This window comes from Marinifilum sp. JC120, assembly GCA_004923195.1.
Taxonomy (GTDB): Bacteria; Desulfobacterota; Desulfovibrionia; order Desulfovibrionales; family Desulfovibrionaceae; genus Maridesulfovibrio.
The window spans coordinates 1-837 of record RDSB01000098.1 but is presented as its reverse complement, the minus strand read 5'-3'; the positions used below and the strand labels follow the sequence as shown (position 1 = coordinate 837).

General features: G+C 47.6%; 1 protein-coding gene. It reads right to left on the bottom strand.

Annotated elements, in window-relative coordinates; translation table 11 throughout:
* The coding region (locus tag D0S45_20565) for a hypothetical protein (GenBank protein ID TIH07814.1) at positions 1 to 837 on the bottom strand (837 nt) is incomplete at both ends.

The window sequence follows — 837 nt, the reverse complement described above, 5'->3', positions numbered from 1 at the left end:
CCTGTACGCTATTTCCTGATGGATCGGCAACAGTAAAAACACTCCCTAACTGATCGGTTGCAAAGAGGAATACCTGACCATTACGGATCATTCCCATTGCGCGGCCATGTTCATTGTAGTGAAATTTGCTGATTCCTTCGGCATCTTCTACTGCGGTAAGGGTGATTAAATCTATCCACTGGTAGCGTTGAACCAGTTGACAGTTAATATACTTTTCAGCCCTGAAGCCCCGTTCATCAAAACGGTATTCAATGGCGGTTCCATCAGGAAGATGTGCCTCGCAGAGCTGTCCGGTTTTCAGGTATTCGTATCTGGTTACGCCTTCGGGAGATTTCTTTTCAACCAGATCACCGTCCTGATCATAAACATATATAGTGTCGCCAGCGCGCACCAATTGTCCAAGGTCGTTGTAGCTGTACTCCAGCTTATCCCCACCTGCGACCTGAGAGAACACGCGCTGCCCCAACTTGTTGTAACGATAGGCTTCTACAGGTTCGCAGCAGTAAGTCGCTGCCAGAAGTCGTCCTTCTTCATCATATTGATATTCAAGAACATGATTAGATTCAGCGGAGATCAACACCTTGTCTTCGATTCTGAGATTCTCATCCCGATTCACGGCAAGAACTGCGTAGGTTTCTTCAGTCTCAGGTGTCAGAAATTGGAGCGTCTCATCTGCGGTTTCATTGATATCCACGTTGTCACGCTGCATCTCATCGCGGATTGTGTCCCCTGTTCCGGTCTGGGGTTTTCTTGATTGGAATGCTTGGGGTTTAAGTCTGGCCTCATGACCATTTACATGCTTCTTGAACTCGGTTTGGACTTCGTTTCCGTAGGTGG